Below are 14,518 nucleotides of genomic sequence, written 5' to 3'. Positions count from 1 at the left end.
CCGGTTCCGGGCCCTCTCGTGGCTCGCCCCTTGCCCCTGTACCTGGAACCCTCTCTCGCGACCGATGAAAGCTTCCCGATTCTTTATCTCCACCCTCAAGGAAGCGCCGGCCGATGCCGAGGTCGCGAGCCACCGGCTCATGATGCGCGCCGGCATGATCAAGAAGCTCGGCACGGGCATCTACACCTACATGCCGATGGGCCTGCGCGTGATCCGCAAGGTCGAGGCGATCGTGCGCGAGGAGATGAACCGCGCCGGTGCCGTCGAGCTCGCGATGCCGGTGGTGCAGCCGGCAGAACTCTGGGAGGAGAGCGGCCGCTTCCAGGGCTACGGGCCCGAGCTGCTGCGTATCAAGGACCGCCATGAGCGCGGCTTCGTCGTGCAGCCGACCAGCGAAGAGGTCGTGACCGACATCGCGCGACAGGAAATCCGCAGCTACAAGCAGCTGCCGAAGAACCTCTACCAGATCCAGACCAAGTTCCGCGACGAGCGCCGGCCGCGCTTCGGCCTGATGCGCGGGCGCGAGTTCGTCATGAAGGACGCCTACAGCTTCGACCGCGACCTCGAAGGCGCGAAGGCCAGCTACCAGGTGATGGCGGACGCCTACCGCAAGATCTTCGACCGCTTCGGCCTGCGCTACCGTGCCGTTGCGGCCGACAGCGGCGCGATCGGCGGCGACGTGAGCCAGGAGTTCCAGGTCATCGCGGCGACCGGGGAAGATGCGATCGTCTATTGCCCCGACAGCGACTACGCGGCCAACATGGAGAAGGCCGAGGCGCTCGCGCCCGCCGTGCCGCGCGGTCCGGCGACCGAGCCGCTCGCCAAGACGCCCACGCCGGGCAAGAGCACCTGCGAGGATGTGGCGCTGCTGCTGGGCGTACCGCTTTCGACCACGGTGAAGTCGCTGGTGCTCGCGACCGACATCGTCGATGCTGCCGGCAATCCCAAGGGTTCCCAGGTCTGGCTGCTGCTGGTGCGCGGCGATCACGACATGAACGAGATCAAGGTGAGCAAGGTGCCGGGCCTGGACAACGGCTTCCGCTTCGCGACGAATGCCGAGATCGAGGATCACTTCGGCTGCAAGCCCGGCTACCTCGGGCCGCTCGCGCTGAAGCAGCCGGTGAAGATCGTCGCCGACCGCGAAGTGGCGGTGATGGCCGACTGGATCACCGGCGCCAACGAAGTCGACTTTCACATGACCGGCGTCAATTGGGGCCGCGACCTGCCCGAGCCCGACGCGGTGGCCGACATCCGCAACGTGGTCGCCGGCGACGCCTCGCCCGACGGCAAGGGAGTGCTGGCGATCGAGCGCGGCATCGAGGTCGGCCACGTGTTCGTGCTCGGCACCAAGTACAGCAAGCCGATGAACGCCACCTTCCTCGACGAGGCCGGCAAGCCGCAGTTCCTCGAGATGGGCTGCTACGGCATCGGCATCACGCGGCTGCCCGCGGCGGCCATCGAGCAGAACAACGACGAGCGCGGGATCATCTGGCCCGATGCCATCGCCCCTTTCACCGTGGTGGTCTGCCCGATCGGCATGGACCGCAGCGCCGAGGTCAAGACGGCTGCCGAAGCGCTCTACGAGGAACTGCTCGCAGCCGGCGTCGACGTATTGCTCGACGACCGCGGCGAGCGCCCCGGCGCGATGTTTGCCGACTGGGAACTGATCGGCGTGCCGCACCGCGTCGTCATTTCCGACCGCGGCCTGAAGGAAGGCCAGCTCGAATACCAGCATCGCCGCGACACGGCCGCGACCAAGGTGCCGGCGGCCGGCATCGCGGAGTTCATCAAAGGCAAGCTCGCAGCATGAGCTTGTCGCGCCGCGCGTACCTGTGCGGCGCCGCCGCCGGAACCCTGTCGCTGGTGCTGCCGCAGCCGGCGCTGGCGGGCGCGCAGATCGAAGAGCCCTTGATCGATTCGGTGCGCACCGCGCTGAGCTCGGCCATTCACAACAAGGCGCCGCCGATCCCCGAGTTCAGCAACACCGAGGCGCGGCTCGCCTACCTGCGCTGGCTCGGCGCCATGAGCGAACGCCTCAAGAAGAAGCTGGTCGACTGGCCGACGCGCAAGGAATTCCTCCAGACGGTCTGGTACGAATCGCGCCGCGCCGGCCTCGACGTCAGCCTGGTGCTGGGCCTGGTCCAGGTCGAGAGCAATTTCCGCAAGTACGCGGTTTCGAGCGCCGGTGCGCGCGGCTACATGCAGGTGATGCCCTTCTGGACGCGCGTGATCGGCGACAGCGACCCGGCCAAGCTGTTCCACATGCAGACCAACCTGCGCTTCGGATGCGTGATCCTGCGCCACTACCTCGACCGCGAGGCCGGCGACCTGTTCATGACGCTGGGCCGCTACAACGGCAGCCGGGGCAGGGCGCCGTACCCGAATGCGGTGTTCGCCAACCAGCGGCTCTGGGCCTTCGACGACCGGCGTTCGGACTCGGCTTCAGCCTGAGGCCGCCGCGCCTGCGCCGGCGCGGGTGACCATCACCTGGTCGATGCGGTGGCTGTCGACGTCCATCACCTCGAAGGTGTAGCCGCTCCAGCTCACGCTGTCGGTACGCTTGGGCACGCGGCGCAGCATCACCATCAGGAAGCCGGCCAGCGTTTCGTACTCGTCGGCGTGCGGCAGCGCATCGATATCGAGCGCGCGCTGCACGTCCTGGATCGGCGTCACGCCGTCGATCAGCCAGGAGTTCTCGTCGCGCCTGACGATCTGCTGCTCTTCGTCCTGCGGCCCGACCAGGTCGCCCATCACCGTGCTCATCACATCATTGAGCGTGATCACGCCGACCACCAGGCTGTATTCGTTGACGATGATCGCGAAGTCCTCGTGCGCCTGCTGGAACTGCTCGAGCACCTCGGTGAGCGAGAGCCGGTCGGGGATGACCAGCGCCTTGTGCAGCGGCAGCCCCTGGTCGAAGGAGAGCGGCTGGCCGCTCAGTACGCGCTGAAACATGTCTTTCGCGTCGACGTAGCCCAGCACGTGGTCGATGTCGCCCTCGCACACCGGATAGGCCGAAAAGGGCTCCGCCACGATGCGTGCGCGCAGCACCGCCTCGGAATCGTCTTTCAGGAACCAGGCGATGCGGTCGCGCGAGGTCATCACGCTGCTGACCAGCCGCGTGTCGAGCTCGAACACGTTGGCGATCACCTGCTGCTCACGCACCGCGAGCACGCCGGCGCGCGCACCGGCCTCGGTCATGGCGAGGATGTCGGCCGAGGTGATCTTGTCGTCGCGCTGCATCGGCATGCGCAGCAGCTTGAAGAGCAGGTCGGTGCAGTGCGTGAACAGCCAGACCAGCGGCTTGAAGGTGGTGATGAGCACCTGCATCGGCCCGACCATGCGCACCGCGAGCCGCTCCGGATCGTTCATGCCCAGCCGCTTGGGAAACAGGTCGGCGAACACCAGGAACACCGCGATGATCGTGATGAAGGAGGCCAGGAAGGCCATGGTCTGCGCGGCCTCGGATCCGAGCCACAGCTCGAACAGCCGTGCGTAGTAGGGACTCAGCGAACCTTCGCCGACCACGCCGCCGAGGATCGCGACCGCATTGAGTCCGATCTGCACCACCGTGAAGTAGGGGCCGGGCTGCTCCTGCATGCGCATCACGCGGTCGGCACGTGCGTCGCCCTCGTCGGCCATCTGGCGCAGGCGCAGGCGGCGCGAGGCGGCCAGCGCGATCTCGGCCAGGGAAAAGAAAGCGCTCGTCGCAATCAGGGCGACGATGACGAGCAGGCTTTGGGTCAGGGTCACAGAATCATGGATCGGTCGACGAGGACCGCCATGGTGCCATGACCGCAGGACTTACTGGACGAAGCCGATCCGGCTGCGCCCGGCGCTCGCACGCGGCAGGTCGTCGATGCGCACCTCGTCGCGGCCGGCCAGCCGGGCGTTGCCGAAGCCGGTCATCAGCGCGCGGCGCATCTCGCGCGGCGCGAGCGTCGCCAGGTGGTCGAGCACGTCGCCGGAAGGCTCTTCGGCCAGGAGCCGGCCCCAGTCGTGCTCCTTGCGGATCGAGGCATAGAGCTGGCGCGCGATCTGCCGCGCCGCCTCGGGCGAGGGCGCATCGACCTCGAACACGTTCATGCGGTTGAGGATGGGCTCGGGGATGCCGCGCAAGTCGTTCGCCGTCGTGATCCAGATCACCTGGCTGGCATCGATCGGCACTTCGGCGAACTCGTCGACGAAGGCATGGGCGGTGTCGTGCTCGAGCAGGTTGTAGAGCGCGCCCAGCGGGTCGTACTGGGCGTCGGCGCCGGCCTTGTCGATCTCGTCGATCACCATCACCGGGTTGGCGTACTGCCCGTCGACCAGCGTCTCGAACACCTTGCCCGGCTTGGAACCCTTCCATTGGGACGATGCGCCGGAGAGCAGCCAGCCGGCGGTCATCGAGTTCATCGGCACCAGCGACATGCCGGTGCCCAGCAGTTCGGCCAGCTTCTTCGCGAAGTGGGTCTTGCCGATGCCGGGCGGGCCGAGCAGCAGCATCGGCGTGACTTCGAGCCCGTCGCGGCTGTCCTGGGCCAGCGCGACATGGCGGCGCACGTCGTCGAGCACTTCGGTGAAGTTGGGCAACTGGGCGTAGAGCGCAGCCATCTCGGGGACACCGCTGGGCTTGACCTGGAAGCGTTCGGGGCCGCGTTCGAGCATGCGCTCGTAGGTGGTCCGCAGGTGGTCGTGGTCGCGCTCGGGGAGCTTGGCGAGTTTGCGCTCGACGTCGTGCGTGCGGAAGACGCTGCGCAGGTGGGCCACCGGCAGCTGGAAGGACGCGGGAACCAGATCGCGGGACATGCGGGAATCCATGGGACACCTCCGACTTCGAACACTCGGGTACAGCATAAGCCGTGCCCGATGTCCGTGCGTGTCTATGTTTTCTCGCTTTTGGGGTTTTGTGGCCGGGACTTCAGACGCCACCGTGCGGGTGTGTCGGGTCGACCCACAGCACCGACTCGGGCTTCTCGACCGGTTCGATGTCGAGATTGACCGCCACCGCCTCGCCATCGCTGCGGCAGAGCACGCATTCGAGCGCCTCGGTCGTGCTGGCGTTGATTTCCTGATGGGGCACGTAGGGCGGCACGTAGATGAAATCGCCCGGCCCGGCCTCGGCCGTGAATTCGAGGTGCTCGCCCCAGCGCATGCGCGCGCGCCCGCGCACGACGTAGATCACGGATTCGAGGTGCCCGTGGTGGTGGGCGCCGGTCTTCGCATTGGCATGGATGGTCACCGTGCCGGCCCAGAGCTTCTGGGCGCCGACGCGCGCGAAGTTGATCGCCGCGGCCCGGTTCATGCCGGGCGTCTGGGCCGTATTGGTATCGAGCTGGTTGCCTGGAATCACGCGTACGCCGTCGTGCTTCCAGGCGGGATCACCGTGATCGGCGTGATCGTGGCTCATGGACCGGCCGAGAAAAAGCTCAGGCCGGGCTGCCGTTGAGCATCTGCTGCAGTTCGCCCGACTCGTACATCTCCATCAGGATGTCCGAGCCGCCGACGAATTCACCCTTCACGTACAGCTGCGGAATCGTCGGCCAGTTGCTGTATTCCTTGATGCCCTGGCGAATGGCGTCGTCCTCGAGCACGTTGACGGTCTTGAGCGTGCGCGTGTCGACGCCCACGGCCTTGAGAATCTGGATCGCGCGGCCGGAGAAGCCGCACATGGGAAAACTGGCGTTGCCCTTCATGAAGAGCACGAGCTCGTTGGTCTTGACGAGGTCGTCGATGCGTTGCTGGGCTTCGGACATGGGGGGCTCCTGAAAATTAGCTGGGCGGATTATTTCACCGTGCGCCAGATCCCGCCGGAGCAGCGCGCGATGCCTGCCAAGTCGTCGCGGCTTTGGACTTCGGCGAAACCGCGGACTGCCAGCAGTTCCCGGACCGGGGCGGCCTGGTCGTAGCCGTGCTCGAGCAGCAGCCAGCCGCCGTCGCGCAGGTGCTCGGGCGCCGCCTGGACGATGCGGCGGGTGTCGGCTAGACCGTCCGGCCCCGAAACCAGGGCGCCCCGCGGTTCGTGGCGCAGGGCGGCCAGATGGGCATCATCGGCCGCGACGTAGGGCGGGTTCGAAACCACCAGGTCGTAGCTGGTGCCGGCGCCGTCCAGCCAGTCGGCTTCGACGAAGCGGACGGCCAAGCCGAGCCGCTGCGCGTTGGCGCGGGCAACGGCCAGGGCATCCGCGCTGGCGTCGACCGCCGTGACCTGCGCATCGGGGCGGGCGTGCCGGATGGCCAGCGCGATCGCGCCGCTGCCCGTGCCGAGGTCGATCACCGACGGCGCTGCGCGGCCTTCCAGGCATTGCAGTGCCCAGTCGACCAGGGTTTCGGTGTCCGGCCGCGGCACCAGGACGCGCGCGTCGACCTGCAGGCCGAGCCCGTGGAACTCCTTCTCGCCGACCAGGTAGGCGACCGGTTCGCCGGCCACGCGGCGGGCACAGAGTTCGGGGAAGCGCAGCCAGGCGCTTTCCGGCAGCGCATCCGTGTCGTGCGCCAGCAGCCAGGCACGGTCGTCCAAGGGCCGGCCCAGCACATGCAGCAGCAGCAGCTGGGCATCGAGCCGCTCCACGCCCAGCGCCGCGGCCGCGGCGAGCATCTCTGCCGCGGTGGAGGGCGAATTCGGAACCGGCGGCATCACGCGGGCAGGCTCGCTTCCAGCTCCGCCAGCTGTTCGGCCTCGCGCGCCGACTGCAGCGCTGCCAGCACGTCGCCCAGGTCGCCTTCCATGATCGCCTGCAGCTTGTAGAGCGTGAGGTTGATGCGGTGGTCGGTGAGCCGGCCCTGCGGGAAGTTGTAGGTGCGGATGCGGTCGGAGCGGTCGCCGCTGCCGATCAGGCCCTTGCGCAGCGCGGCGTCCTTGGCCGCGCGCTCGCTGCGGTCTTTTTCCTGGATGCGGGCCGACAGCACCTGCAGCGCCTTGGCCTTGTTGCGATGCTGGCTGCGGTCGTCCTGGCACTCGGCGACGATGCCGGTGGGGATGTGCGTGATGCGCACCGCCGAATCGGTCTTGTTGATGTGCTGGCCGCCGGCGCCGCTGGCGCGGTAGGTGTCGATGCGCAGGTCGGTGGGGTTGATCTGCACGGCCTGCGTTTCGTCGGGCTCCGCCAGCACGGCGACCGTGCAGGCGCTGGTGTGGATGCGGCCCTGGGTCTCGGTCGCGGGCACGCGCTGCACGCGATGACCGCCGGACTCGAAGCGCAGCTTGCCGAAGACCTCGTCGCCCGCGATGCGCACCACCACCTCCTTGTAGCCGCCGAGCTCGCTCTCGCTTTCGCTCACGATCTCGCAGCGCCAGCCGGTGCGCTCGGCGTAGCGCGTGTACATGCGCAGCAGGTCGCCGGCGAACAGCGCCGACTCGTCGCCGCCGGTGCCGGCGCGGATTTCGAGGAAGGCGTTGCGCGCGTCCTCCTGATCCTTGGGCAGCAGCAGGCGCTGGAGTTCGTCCTCGAGCTGCCGCAGCTCGGCTTCGGCGCTCGCGATCTCCTCCTGCGCCATCTCGGCCATGTCGGGATCGTCCTGCATCTCGCGCGCGCCAGCCAGGTCCGACTCGCGCTGCAGGTAGCGCGCGTAGCGGCCCGCGATCTGTGTCACTTCGGCATGCTCGCGCGAGATGGTCCGGTACTGCGTCATGTCGGACATGATGTCCTCGCGCGAGAGCAGGAAGTCGAGTTCGCCGAGGCGTTGCGCGTAGCGCTCGAGTTGGTGGCGGAGAAAGGGTTTCAAGGGAGGCGGGCGGAAAGCGGGAAGAACAGGCCGCGCGATGCGCACGGCGACGGGGCGTGGGTTGCGGCGTGCGCAACCGGGCACGGCCGGCGTCGCTAACGCTCTTTGCGCAGGAACAGCCGCGAAATGGCCTGCGCCGTGTGCTCGCGGGCACTGGCGTCGCCGGCATGCAGCTCGGCCATCGCGCCGTGCAGCATCTTTTGCGTGAGGCCGCGCGACAGCGCCTCCAGCACGGCCTCGACCGGCTCGCCCTTGGCCAGCAGCTTGCGCGCGCGGGCCAGTTCCATGGCGCGCCATTCGTCCGTCTGGGCATTGAGCTGCTGGATCAGCGGCACGGTGCCGCGCTGATCCAGCCAGTGCATGAAGCTGCGCACGCCGGCGTCGATGATGACTTCGGCCTCCGCCACCGCGGCCTGGCGGCTGGCGTGGCCTTGCTGCACGACCTGCGCCAGGTCGTCGACCGTGTAGAGATAGATGTCTTCGAGCGCCTTGACCTCGGGCTCGATGTCGCGCGGCACCGCGAGGTCGACCATGAACATCGGGCGGTGCTTGCGCAGCTTCAGCGCGCGTTCGACCGCGCCGAGCCCGATCAGCGGCAAGGTGCTCGCGGTGCAGCTCACGACGATGTCGAATTCGGCCAGGCGCGCGGGCAGATCGGCCAGCCGCATGGCTTCGCCGCCGAAGCGCGAGGCCAGCTTTTCGCCGCGCTCCAGCGTGCGGTTGGCGATGACGATGGATTTCGGCTCCTTGGCCGCGAAATGCGTCACCGCCAAGTCGATCATTTCGCCGGCGCCCACGAACAGCACGCGCGTCTGCTTCAGATCCTCGAACAGCTGCGCGGCCAGCCGGACGGCCGCGGCCGCCATGCTGATCGAGTGGGCGCCGATCTCGGTGGCGGTGCGCACTTCCTTGGCGACGGCGAAGGAGCGCTGGAACAGCTGGTTCAACGTGCTGCCCAGCGAGCCGGCCGTCTTGGCGGCGCGCACGGCGTCCTTCATCTGGCCGAGGATCTGGGCCTCGCCCAGCACCATCGAATCGAGGCCGGCAGCGACGCGGAAGGCGTGGCGGGCAGCCTGGTCGTCGTGCAGCGTGTAGGCATGCGAGCGCAGCAGGGCCGGGGCGACGCCGCCGCTCTCGGCCAGCCATTCGACCGTGTGGTCGAGCGCCGGGTGCTCGGCGGCGCAGTAGATCTCGGTGCGGTTGCAGGTCGAGATGATGGCGGCCTCCACGTCGGGATGCCGGTGGGAGCCGAAGGAATGCCGCAGGCTCTGCAGCGTGGGGGCTATCTGGTCGATCGCGAACGCGAACCGACCGCGCAGGTCGAGCGGCGCGGTCGTGTGGTTCAAGCCGAGAGCCCAGACTGTCATAACGGCTGATTATAAAATCCGCCGCCGCCATGGGTCGCCGCATTTGCGGATGGCCCCCAAAACCCGCGGCGCCTTTGCCTTCCATGTCCGCGCTCGATTTCCTGATTCACCTGCTCAACTTCGCGGCGCCGGCCTTTTTCGTCGCGCTCCTGCTCGCGTTGCTGTTTCGGCTTGCCATGCACAAGCGCAGCGCCGCGACCGGGCTGTGGACGCAGCTTGCCGTCAACTTCGCTGCCGGTCTGGCCGTGCTGATCGCCGGCCTGATCTTCTTCGGCCGTGACGGGCAGATCGCGACCTATGCCGCGCTGGTGGCGGTCTGCGGCACCGTCCAATGGTGGCTCCTGCGCGGCTGGCGCGGCTGAACCGGCCTTTGGCTCAAACCGGCAAGGGCGGCGTCGGCGCGGGCGGCGCCGGCGGCTCCGTCGGCGACATCACCATGGTGGGCACAGCCAGCGGCAGCCCGGCCTCCTTGAGCAGGTCGAGAATGGCGAAGAGCAGGTCGCTGCGTACCCCGCCGGCGAGGCGCGGGCTCTGCACGTAGGCGATCGCCTGGAAGATCAGCATGCCGTTCTCGATGCCTTCGAGCGTGACCGTGGGCGCGGGCGAGGGCAGCACGCCGGCATGATCGGCGCAGGCCGCCAGCATCAGCTCGCGCGTGCGCTGGGCGTCGGTGTTGAGCGGCATCGGCAGGCGGATCAGCACGCGGCCCTCGGCGTTGGCCAGCGTCATGTTGCGCACGGTCTTGGTGATGAACTCCGAGTTCGGCACGATCAGCGTGGAGCGGTCGCCCAGCTGGATTTCGGTGGCGCGCACGTTGATGCGCCGCACATCTCCTTCGGCATTGCCCAGCACCACCCAGTCGCCGACTTTGACCGGGCGCTCGGCCAGCAGAATCAACCCGGAGATGAAATTCTGGACGATCGCCTGCAGCCCGAAGCCGATGCCGACCGACAGCGCGCTCGCCACCCAGGCGATGCGTTCGATGCCGATGCCCAGCGCCGACAGCGCGAAGGCGACCACCAGGATGCCGCCCACATAGCCGAGCAGCGTCGTGATCGAGCTCTGCATGCCGGGCTCGAGCGCGGTCTGCGGCAGGTAGTGGGCCTCCAGCCACTTCTTGATCACGCGCAGCGCGACGAAGCCGACCGCCAGCACCGCGACCGCGCTGAAGATCGCGCCCGGGACGAGCTCGAACTCGCCGATCTTCACGCCGGTGCCGAACTTGCCGCTGCGCTGGAACACCTCGCCCGGGCTGGTGCCCAGCGGCGTGGCCAGCGCGATCACCATGTAGAAGAACAATGCGACGCGGCTGAGGCCCGAGAGCACCACGGCCGCCTGGTCCAGCGTGCGCGGCGCGAAGCCGAAGCTCTTCTGCAGCTTCTGGCCGAAGTCGCTGCGCGAAGACACCAGCGCCATGAACAGGTCGTCGGCGAACTTGAACAGCACGTAGAAGGCCGATGCGACGATGCCGGTCCAGGTGAGCTGGCTGGCGAGGAAACTCGCCATCGCGACGTAGCCGACCGCCACCAGGATCCAGATCACGATCACCGCCAGCGCCACGGCGCTCAGCAGGAAGCTGATCCACATCGGTCGTTCGGGCTCGGCGGGCGGCGGCTGGGCCGCTTCCGTCGTGGGGGCGGCCGCGGGCGCAGCCTGCGGCTCGCGCAGGCGCCAGAGCATCGTGCCGATCAGCGCGGTCAGTGCCAGCGCGGTGACCACGTGCGTCGCGACCACCGCCGCGAAGCTGGCGTCCACCACCGCATTGATCTGGGTCGGTGCCCAGACCAGCACGGCGATCAGCGCGGTGAGCCAGGGGAAGGGCGCCAGGCGCCGGGCCATCTCGTCGGGGATCGGCGGCAGCCGCCACGAAGGCCGGCTGTTGGACAGCAGCGCGCGGCCCAGGCCGACCACGAAGGCGATGAAGATGATGGATTGCACCACCGCCTGGGCCAGCTTGCGGATCTGCGGTCCCCATATGCCGTGGCGGTCGAGCGTGGCGAACACGCCCTGCGCCGCCAGCGCCACCAGCAGCACGTTGACGGCCACGATCGCGAGCACCAGCAGCGAGCGGCGCAGCCGCCCGGCCGGCAGCACGCGCGCCGCCAGTTGCGCCAGCCCGCGCTCGGCGGCCCAGTTGCCCAGCAGCACGAGCAGCAGCGCCACGGTCATGCTCGCCAGCGCTGCCGTTCGGTGCGCCGGCTCCAGCGCGGTGTCGAAGCTGGCTCGGAGCTCGTCGCCGAGCGTGGCCAGGCGTTCCACGTCGGCAGGCCAGGCGTCGCTGATGTCGAACCAGAACTGGCGGCCGAGCGGCGAGGGCGCGCGCTCGGTGAGCTGGGCCTCGAACAGCGCGCGGCGCTTGGCCAGCAGCTCGCTGCCGCGCTGCTGCGCATCGACCGTGACCAGGCGCGCCAGGCGGATGTCGGCGTCGAGCGCGTTGCGATCCTTCAGCAGCGCCGCGCGCTGGCGCGTGATGTCGGGATCTTCGGCCGCGGCGCCTTCGGCCGGCGGGTTGCCCAGCTCGCCCAGACGCGCGTTGAGGTCGTTGAGCTGCCCGGTGCGCGAGGCGATGAACTTGTCGGCCTGGACACCGATGGCGTTGATGCGGGCGATGAGCTCGCGCACCTCGGCGTTGCTCTCGACGGAGTCGGGAATGCGGTCGAGCTGGGCCCGCAGATCGGCCACCGTGGCTTCCGGCGGGGCGGCGGTGCTCTGTGCAAAGGCGCCGCCGCAGAGGACGGCGGCCAGCAGCAGGGCCGCGAGGCGGTGCATCCAACTCATGGCTTCATCATAGAAGGGCTTCGCATCCGCCCCGCGCGCGGACTCAGGCCGCAGGACTGAATCGATCGACGCGGTCGGTGATGATGCCGTCGGTGCCGAGCTCGATCAGCCGCTTCGCCAACCACTCGTCGTTGACGGTATAGCTCAGCGCGCGCAAGCCGGCGGCATGCACCTGCGCCACGGTGGCGGCGTCCCACAGCGCATAGTTGCAGACGATCGCCGCGCAATCGAGTCGGCGCGCGGTGTCGAGCCAGCCCTCCCGCAGCGTGTCGAGCAGCAGGCCGCGCGGCAGTTCGGGCTGGGCAGACCGCGCACCCTCCAGGGATTCGGGCGCGAAGGAGGTCAGGAGGGGCGGCGCGACGGCCGAGCCGGCCCACAGCCGAGCGGCGAGCTGCGCGACGCGTCCGCCGGTGTTCAGTTCGACGCCCGGCGTCGGCTTGATCTCGATGTTGAGCGCGTAGCTGTTGGCGAGGCAGAAGCGGATCAGGGCTTCGAGGCTGGCAAGCGGCTCGCCGGCGTAGCGGCGCGAATGCCAGGCGCCGGCGTCGAGCTGAGTCAGCTCCGACCACGCACGCTCACCGGCGACGCCATGACCGTTGCTGGTGCGTTGCAGCGTGCTGTCGTGCAACAGGAAAGGGACGCCGTCGGCGCTGAGCTTCGCATCGCACTCGAGCATGCGGTAGCCGTACTCGGCACCGAGGCGGAAGGCGGCGAGCGTGTTCTCGGGGGCCAGCTTGCCGGCGCCGCGGTGGGCGATCCAGAAAGGGTAGGGCCAGGGGGTCATGCCGTGCGCTTGCCCGAGCCTGCATCGAACCAATGCAGCTTGTCCTGGCGCGCGGCGATCCGGACAGTGTCGCCAGTGACCGGTGGCGTCTGGCCTTCGTCGGTGCGCATGACCAACTGCTCGTCGCCGATGCGCCCGTAGATCAGCCGCTCGGCGCCCAGCAGTTCGACGTACTCGACCTGCACCGACCAGCCGTCCGCATCGAGGGTCAGATGCTCGGGACGAATGCCGAGGATGGTGCCCGGCCGCACGCCGGGCGCGTGCTTCAGCAGGTTCATCGGCGGCGAACCGATGAAGCTCGCGACGAAGGTGGTGGCGGGGCGCGCATACACCTCCTCGGGCGTGCCGAACTGGTCCATCACGCCGGCGTTCATCACGATGATGCGCTGCGCGAGCGTCATGGCCTCGACCTGATCGTGCGTGACGAAGAGCGAGGTGATGCCCAGCTCGCGATGCAGCTTCTGGATCTCGAGGCGGGTCTGCGCGCGCAGCTTGGCGTCGAGGTTGGAGAGCGGCTCGTCGAACAGGAACACCTGCGGCTGCCGCACGATTGCACGGCCCATCGCCACGCGCTGGCGCTGGCCGCCGGAGAGCTCGCGCGGCTTGCGTTCGAGCAGGTGACTGAGTTCGAGGATCTTGGCGGCCTTGTCCACGCGCGCCTTGATCTCGTCCTTGGGCACTTTCGCGATCTTGAGCCCATAGGCCATGTTGTCGAAGTTCGACATGTGCGGGTACAGCGCGTAGTTCTGGAACACCATTGCGATGTCGCGCTGGGCCGGCTCGATGTTGTTGACCACGCGGTTGCCGATCGCGATCTCGCCCGCGCTGATTTCCTCCAGGCCCGCGACCATGCGCAGGAGCGTGGACTTGCCGCAGCCCGAGGGGCCGACGATGACGACGAACTCGCCGTGGTTGACGTCGGCCGAGACGCCGTGGATGACCTGATTGGCCTTGGCCCCGTGGCCGTAGCGTTTGATGACGTTGCGAAGAGAGATGGCAGCCATTGTGTCGTTGCTTTTTCGATTACTTCTCTGTGTCCACGAGGCCCTTGACGAACCAACGCTGCATCAGCACCACCACCACCGCGGGCGGCAGCAGCGCAAGAATGGCCGTGGCCATGATGATGTTCCAGTCGTTGGCCGCATCGCCGCTGGCGATCATGCGCTTGATGCCGATCACCACCGGGTACATGTCCTCGGTAGTGGTCGCGAGCAGCGGCCAGAGATACTGGTTCCAGCCGTAGATGAACTGGATCACGAACAGCGCCGCGATCGAGGTTTGCGACAGCGGCACCAGGATGTCCTTGAAGAAGCGCATCGGCCCGGCGCCGTCCATGCGCGCCGCCTCCACCAGTTCGTCGGGCACGCTCAGGAAGAACTGCCTGAACAGGAAGGTGGCCGTGGCCGAGGCGATCAGCGGGATGGTGAGGCCGGCGTAGGTGTTGAGCATGTTGAGGTCGGACAACACCTTGTAGGTGGGCAGGATCCGCACCTCCACCGGCAGCATCAGCGTCACGAAGATCATCCAGAAGACCAGCTTCTTGAACGGAAATCGGAAATAGACGATCGCGAAGGCCGAGAGCAGCGAGATCGCGATCTTGCCGATGCTGATGACCAGCGCCGTGACCAGGCTCACCCACATCATTCGGCCCACAGCCGCCTTGGAGCCCTGCGTCTCGGCCGTGCCGGTGAGCGCCGCCTTGTAGTTCTCGACCAGGTGGCTGCCCGGCGTGACCGGCATCGGCACCTGCACGATCTCGTCGCGCGTGTGGGTCGAGGCCACGAAGGCCAGGTAGATCGGGAAGACGACGATCAGGATGCCGAAGATCAGCACCAGATGCGACAGCAGCGTCAGGCCGGGGCGGCGCTCAACCATGGTTCGC

The 14,518-nt window shown here is 68.1% G+C and carries 14 protein-coding genes; 3 read left to right on the top strand and 11 right to left on the bottom strand.

The window, feature by feature from the left end; translation table 11 throughout:
* Nucleotides 1-64: 64 nt before the first annotated feature.
* Nucleotides 65-1,810, top strand: coding sequence for a proline--tRNA ligase (locus tag ACSQ9I_RS23215; RefSeq protein ID WP_436314614.1), 1,746 nt, complete (start codon nt 65-67; stop codon nt 1,808-1,810).
* Nucleotides 1,807-2,451, top strand: coding sequence for a lytic transglycosylase domain-containing protein (locus ACSQ9I_RS23210; RefSeq protein WP_436305150.1), 645 nt, complete (start codon nt 1,807-1,809; stop codon nt 2,449-2,451). Before ACSQ9I_RS23215 ends, ACSQ9I_RS23210 begins: the two co-directional genes overlap by 4 nt.
* On the opposite strand, the gene ACSQ9I_RS23205 is transcribed toward ACSQ9I_RS23210, so the two are convergent.
* The 7 genes from ACSQ9I_RS23205 to hemA all read right to left on the bottom strand — a co-directional run bounded on the left by ACSQ9I_RS23205 (nt 2,443) and on the right by hemA (nt 9,074).
* Complete coding sequence (locus ACSQ9I_RS23205) at nt 2,443-3,753, bottom strand: hemolysin family protein (protein WP_436293331.1); 1,311 nt, start codon at nt 3,751-3,753, stop codon at nt 2,443-2,445. The genes ACSQ9I_RS23210 and ACSQ9I_RS23205 overlap by 9 nt on opposite strands.
* Before the next feature lie 51 nt (nt 3,754-3,804).
* Nucleotides 3,805-4,791, bottom strand: coding sequence for an AAA family ATPase (locus ACSQ9I_RS23200; protein ID WP_436314613.1), 987 nt, complete (start codon nt 4,789-4,791; stop codon nt 3,805-3,807).
* A 112-nt stretch (nt 4,792-4,903) separates the two neighbouring features.
* A complete protein-coding gene (locus tag ACSQ9I_RS23195) occupies nt 4,904-5,392 on the bottom strand; it encodes a cupin domain-containing protein (protein ID WP_436305148.1) in 489 nt (162 codons plus the stop codon).
* 19 nt (nt 5,393-5,411) lie between these two features.
* Entirely contained in the window at nt 5,412-5,738 is a 327-nt protein-coding gene (grxD, locus tag ACSQ9I_RS23190) for a Grx4 family monothiol glutaredoxin (RefSeq protein ID WP_093105770.1), read from the bottom strand.
* 29 nt (nt 5,739-5,767) lie between these two features.
* Nucleotides 5,768-6,619, bottom strand: coding sequence for a peptide chain release factor N(5)-glutamine methyltransferase (gene prmC, locus ACSQ9I_RS23185; RefSeq protein ID WP_436314612.1), 852 nt, complete (start codon nt 6,617-6,619; stop codon nt 5,768-5,770).
* On the bottom strand, nt 6,619-7,707 hold the full coding sequence (gene prfA / locus ACSQ9I_RS23180; protein ID WP_436314611.1) for a peptide chain release factor 1: 1,089 nt from the start codon (nt 7,705-7,707) through the stop codon (nt 6,619-6,621). The genes prmC and prfA overlap by 1 nt, the downstream gene beginning before the upstream one ends.
* A gap of 95 nt (nt 7,708-7,802) precedes the next feature.
* The gene (gene hemA, locus ACSQ9I_RS23175) at nt 7,803-9,074 is read right to left on the bottom strand and encodes a glutamyl-tRNA reductase (protein ID WP_436314610.1); all 1,272 of its coding nucleotides are present in this window, start codon (nt 9,072-9,074) and stop codon (nt 7,803-7,805) included.
* A gap of 83 nt (nt 9,075-9,157) precedes the next feature.
* On the opposite strand from hemA, the gene ACSQ9I_RS23170 reads away from it, so the two are divergent.
* A complete protein-coding gene (locus tag ACSQ9I_RS23170; protein WP_093105779.1) occupies nt 9,158-9,436 on the top strand; it encodes a hypothetical protein in 279 nt (92 codons plus the stop codon).
* Between the two features lie 13 nt (nt 9,437-9,449).
* Here ACSQ9I_RS23170 and ACSQ9I_RS23165 read toward each other — a convergent pair whose 3' ends face one another.
* From ACSQ9I_RS23165 to ugpE, 4 genes are read right to left on the bottom strand one after another with little or no spacing between them, the layout of a single operon-like run.
* Complete coding sequence (locus ACSQ9I_RS23165) at nt 9,450-11,852, bottom strand: DUF3772 domain-containing protein (RefSeq protein WP_436314609.1); 2,403 nt, start codon at nt 11,850-11,852, stop codon at nt 9,450-9,452.
* A gap of 43 nt (nt 11,853-11,895) precedes the next feature.
* Nucleotides 11,896-12,636, bottom strand: a complete 741-nt coding sequence (gene ugpQ, locus ACSQ9I_RS23160; protein WP_436314608.1) for a glycerophosphodiester phosphodiesterase — start codon at nt 12,634-12,636, stop codon at nt 11,896-11,898.
* Nucleotides 12,633-13,640, bottom strand: coding sequence for a sn-glycerol-3-phosphate ABC transporter ATP-binding protein UgpC (ugpC, locus tag ACSQ9I_RS23155; RefSeq protein ID WP_436314607.1), 1,008 nt, complete (start codon nt 13,638-13,640; stop codon nt 12,633-12,635). The genes ugpQ and ugpC overlap by 4 nt, the downstream gene beginning before the upstream one ends.
* Before the next feature lie 19 nt (nt 13,641-13,659).
* Complete coding sequence (gene ugpE / locus ACSQ9I_RS23150) at nt 13,660-14,511, bottom strand: sn-glycerol-3-phosphate ABC transporter permease UgpE (protein ID WP_436293339.1); 852 nt, start codon at nt 14,509-14,511, stop codon at nt 13,660-13,662.
* Nucleotides 14,512-14,518: the final 7 nt, after the last annotated feature.

The sequence above is a fragment of the Variovorax sp. LjRoot84 genome (genome assembly GCF_964254305.1).
GTDB lineage: Bacteria > Pseudomonadota > Gammaproteobacteria > Burkholderiales > Burkholderiaceae_C > Variovorax.
The sequence above is the reverse complement of the archived record's forward strand: the minus strand, read 5'-3'. Positions and strand labels throughout refer to the sequence as shown.

Bases quoted from the DNA above. Each gene is read 5' to 3' on its own strand.
- ugpC (WP_436314607.1), bottom strand. From the start codon at position 13,640: ATGGCTGCCATCTCTCTTCGCAACGTCATCAAACGCTACGGCCACGGG.
- ACSQ9I_RS23215 (WP_436314614.1), top strand. From the start codon at position 65: ATGAAAGCTTCCCGATTCTTTATCTCCACCCTCAAGGAAGCGCCGGCC.
- ACSQ9I_RS23210 (WP_436305150.1), top strand. From the start codon at position 1,807: ATGAGCTTGTCGCGCCGCGCGTACCTGTGCGGCGCCGCCGCCGGAACC.
- grxD (WP_093105770.1), bottom strand. From the start codon at position 5,738: ATGTCCGAAGCCCAGCAACGCATCGACGACCTCGTCAAGACCAACGAG.
- ugpE (WP_436293339.1), bottom strand. From the start codon at position 14,511: ATGGTTGAGCGCCGCCCCGGCCTGACGCTGCTGTCGCATCTGGTGCTG.
- ACSQ9I_RS23165 (WP_436314609.1), bottom strand. From the start codon at position 11,852: ATGAGTTGGATGCACCGCCTCGCGGCCCTGCTGCTGGCCGCCGTCCTC.
- hemA (WP_436314610.1), bottom strand. From the start codon at position 9,074: ATGACAGTCTGGGCTCTCGGCTTGAACCACACGACCGCGCCGCTCGAC.
- ACSQ9I_RS23195 (WP_436305148.1), bottom strand. From the start codon at position 5,392: ATGAGCCACGATCACGCCGATCACGGTGATCCCGCCTGGAAGCACGAC.
- prmC (WP_436314612.1), bottom strand. From the start codon at position 6,619: ATGCCGCCGGTTCCGAATTCGCCCTCCACCGCGGCAGAGATGCTCGCC.
- ACSQ9I_RS23200 (WP_436314613.1), bottom strand. From the start codon at position 4,791: ATGTCCCGCGATCTGGTTCCCGCGTCCTTCCAGCTGCCGGTGGCCCAC.
- ACSQ9I_RS23170 (WP_093105779.1), top strand. From the start codon at position 9,158: ATGTCCGCGCTCGATTTCCTGATTCACCTGCTCAACTTCGCGGCGCCG.
- ugpQ (WP_436314608.1), bottom strand. From the start codon at position 12,636: ATGACCCCCTGGCCCTACCCTTTCTGGATCGCCCACCGCGGCGCCGGC.